Annotated in this window: 4 protein-coding genes; 3 read left to right on the forward strand and 1 reads right to left on the reverse strand. The window is 64.3% G+C overall.

Features of this window, described 5'->3' with window-relative positions; translation table 11 throughout:
- The 3 genes from EN969_RS22985 to EN969_RS22995 all read left to right on the forward strand — a co-directional run.
- On the forward strand, nt 1-574 hold a 574-nt coding region (locus EN969_RS22985), incomplete at its 5' end, for a tripartite tricarboxylate transporter permease (protein ID WP_206525208.1).
- Between the two features lie 15 nt (nt 575-589).
- On the forward strand, nt 590-1,774 hold the full coding sequence (locus tag EN969_RS22990; RefSeq protein WP_063168997.1) for a CoA transferase: 1,185 nt from the start codon (nt 590-592) through the stop codon (nt 1,772-1,774).
- Nucleotides 1,771-2,622 (forward strand): citryl-CoA lyase, encoded by an 852-nt coding sequence (locus EN969_RS22995; RefSeq protein WP_063168996.1) that lies wholly within the window; start codon nt 1,771-1,773, stop codon nt 2,620-2,622. Before EN969_RS22990 ends, EN969_RS22995 begins: the two co-directional genes overlap by 4 nt.
- A gap of 4 nt (nt 2,623-2,626) precedes the next feature.
- Here the strand turns inward: EN969_RS22995 and EN969_RS23000 are convergent, their stop codons facing one another.
- Nucleotides 2,627-3,097 (reverse strand): NUDIX hydrolase, encoded by a 471-nt coding sequence (locus EN969_RS23000; RefSeq protein ID WP_013529616.1) that lies wholly within the window; start codon nt 3,095-3,097, stop codon nt 2,627-2,629.
- Nucleotides 3,098-3,323: the final 226 nt, after the last annotated feature.

Genomic DNA, 3,323 nt, shown 5'->3' on the forward strand with positions numbered 1-3,323 from the left:
GGTGCCGATGCTGACGCTTGGCCTGCCGACCTCGGCGACGGCGGCGATCATGCTGTCGGCGTTCCAGAGCTACGGCATCAATCCCGGACCACTGCTTTTGACGACCCAGGGCGACCTCGTCTGGGGGCTGATCGCCAGCCTGTTCATCGCCAACGTCATCCTGGTCATCCTCAACCTGCCGCTGATCGGGCTGTGGGTGCGGCTGCTGAAAATCCCGGCGCCGCAGCTCTATGCCGGCATCCTGGTGTTCGCCACGGTCGGCACCTATGGCATTTCGCAATCGCCCATCGACCTCGTCATCCTCTATCTGCTGGGGGCCGCCGGTTTCCTGATGCGGCGGTTCGATTTTCCGACCGCGCCTGTCATCATCGGCATGATCCTTGGGCCGCTCGCCGAAACCCAGTTCCGCCGGGCGATGACTATCTCGAATGGCGACTGGTCCGTGTTCTACACCCACAAACTGTCGCTGACACTGCTGACGCTCGCCTTCATCGGTCTCGCCGGCCCGCATATCTGGGCCTTCATCGAGCATCGTCGTCGGCGCGGACCGGAGCATGTGCCCGGCGATGCCTGATCGATCCCTGATGCCATGACAGAACTGCTTTCCGGTATTCGCGTCCTCGACCTGACCAATGTCCTGGCCGGTCCCTACTGTGCCTATCAGCTGGCGCTGCTGGGCGCCGACGTGATCAAGGTCGAGGCGCCGCAAGGCGGCGACCTCGCCCGCCAGCTCGGCGGCTCGGCAAAGCTGAACAGCGCCGGCATGGGCGCCTCGTTCCTGGCTCAGAACGCCGGCAAACGGTCGGTTGTGCTCGACCTCAAGAAGCAAGCCGATCGCGAGCGCTTTTTCGATCTGGTGGCCAGCGCCGACGCACTGGTGGAGAATTTCCGCCCCGGCGTGATGGATCGGCTGGGGCTTGGCTACGAGGCACTGAAGACGGTCCGTCCGGGCCTCGTCTATTGCGCGATATCGGGTTTCGGCCAGACCGGGCCAATGCGCGACAATCCCGCCTATGACCAGATCATCCAGGGCCTGTCTGGGATCATGAGCATCACCGGCACACCGGAAGCGGCGCCGCTGCGGGTCGGCTATCCCGTCGCCGATACGCTTGGCGGACTGGTCGGCGCGTTCGCCATCGCCTCGGCGCTGGTGCGGCAGAAGACGAGCGGCGAGGGTGCCTTTCTCGACGTTTCGATGCTCGAATGCACACTTTCCGCACTTGGCTGGCCGGTTTCCAACTATCTGACCGCAGGTATCGACCCCATGCCGATGGGCAACGAGAACATGACGGCGGCACCCTCCGGTGCGTTTCGCACCGGCGACGGGCTCATCAACATCGCTGCCAACAAGCAGGAGCAGTTCGTGGCGCTGTGCCGGCTGATCGGCCGGCCGGAATTGGCTTCCGATGTCCGCTATGCAGAGCGCGAGACGCGCAAGCGCAACCGTGCGGCGCTTAAAGTCGAGATCGAGGACGCCCTGGCGGGCGCCTCGGCGGCGGCCTGGGAAGAGACGCTCAATCGCGCCGGCGTGCCTGCCGGCAGGGTGCTGACGATCCCGCAAGTGCTGGCCGAGCCCCAAGTCCTCGAGCGCCAGGTGACCGCGCATTTCGACGATGTGGCTGGCATGAAGAAGCCGCTGACCGTTTTGCGCGGCGGCTTCATGGTCGATGGCGAGGCGCCCTTGCCGACAAAGCCGCCGCCGGCGCTCGGCGAACATATGAGCGAGGTGTTCGCCGACCTGCCGCCCCGCACCAGGACAAAGGCACGCGCATGAGCGGCACGGAGAAGAAGACGGGCCGTGAGCGCGGCGAGGAATGGTGGCAGACCGACATCATCGAGATGCGGCCAGGTGTCATCCGGCTGCGTGGCTACGAGATCCAGGATCTGATCGGCCGCGTCAGCTTTCCGGCTGTCATCTGGCTGATGCTGCGCGGCGAACTGCCCAGCGAGGACCAGGCAGAATTGCTCGGCATTGCCTTGGCTGCCGCCGTCGACCATGGACCGCAGGCGCCATCGATTGCCATCGCGCGCATGGCTGCAACCTGCGGCGTCGGTATCAACAGCGCCATGGCCTCGGCCATCAACGTTCTCGGCGACGTGCATGGAGGCGCCGGCGAGCAGGCGCTTTCCTTTTATGGTGACATTGCCGTGGCGATTGATGCCGGGATGACGCTGAATGAGGCGGTCTCGGCGCGGCTCGACCGGTTCTTCGCCGAGGAGAAGGGCTATGTGCCGGGGCTCGGACATCGCTTCCATCCCGTCGACCCGCGCGCGCCGCGCTTGCTGGAACTGACCCGCGAATTTGCCGCACGCGGTGCCGTCAATGGGCGTTTCGCCGATATCGCCGAAGCGGTCGAGGCGGATGTCGAACGCCGCAAGGGGAAAAAAATACCCCTCAACATCGATGGCGCCACCGCCGTCATCTATGGCGAACTCGGTTTTCCGCCGCCGCTGACGCGAGGGCTTTTCGTGCTGTCGCGCTCGGTCGGCATCCTGGCGCATGCCTGGGAGCAGTCGCAGCAGGCCGAGCGAAACAAGGGGCCGCTGCCGCGCGAGTGGCTGTGGGCCTATACCGGCACGCCGGTGCGGCCGTTTCCCGAAAGCGATGACCCCGGCGAGTGAGGCTCTACGCCTGGTCCACCTGCACAGGGATCTTCAGCGTCTTCACCAACGTTGAAAGATCCGGCTCGTCGATGAGCATGGCCGCATCGGCTGGCGCCAGCCAGGCCCGCTGGCGTCGTTTGGCTTCCTGCCAGTCGGCCAGTTCCTCGCTCACCTCGAGCAGGTAGACGATGACGTCGACGCGGACAAAGCGATTTGCCAGCCGCTTCCAGTAGGAATAGGTGCCCGCCGGCTGCTTCAGCGTCTTGCCGAGCACGCCGGCTTCCTCCTGCGCCTCGATGGTGGCCGCCTTGCGTCCGCTCTTGCCCTTCATCGGCCAGCCCTTGGGGACGATGAAGCGCCTGGTGGTACGCGACGTGACCAGCATCACCTCGATATCGCCACGCGCGGTCAGCCGGAAGGGAATAGCCGCCACCTGGCGGATTCTCTCGCCCTTCTTTGCCTTGCGTACGGCCTTTTTCTTGGTGGCTGCCATTCGTCAATCCAGTCGATGCAATGCCGCATAGCGCGACAAGGCGTCGTTGCAAAACCAAAACTTTCGCATGTGCCAACGACACTCGAAATACATAAGTCGGCTAAATAAACGAAAAAGGCCTTGATGTCAGCGGCAATTGCTCACGGCGGTGGTGCCGATTATCTGTGTCTGGCAGCTTGGCTTGAGCTGCTGCACGACCGGTGGCGGTTGCTGAAAGATCTGGCGG

Origin of the sequence: Mesorhizobium sp. M7A.F.Ca.CA.003.01.2.1 (genome assembly GCF_003998945.1) — a bacterium.
Taxonomy (GTDB): Bacteria; Pseudomonadota; Alphaproteobacteria; order Rhizobiales; family Rhizobiaceae; genus Mesorhizobium; species Mesorhizobium ciceri.

What these genes read in the sequence shown, in the direction of transcription:
- EN969_RS22990 (WP_063168997.1), top strand. Translation starts at nt 590, where the DNA reads ATGACAGAACTGCTTTCCGGTATTCGCGTCCTCGACCTGACCAATGTC.
- EN969_RS22995 (WP_063168996.1), top strand. Translation starts at nt 1,771, where the DNA reads ATGAGCGGCACGGAGAAGAAGACGGGCCGTGAGCGCGGCGAGGAATGG.
- EN969_RS23000 (WP_013529616.1), bottom strand. Translation starts at nt 3,097, where the DNA reads ATGGCAGCCACCAAGAAAAAGGCCGTACGCAAGGCAAAGAAGGGCGAG.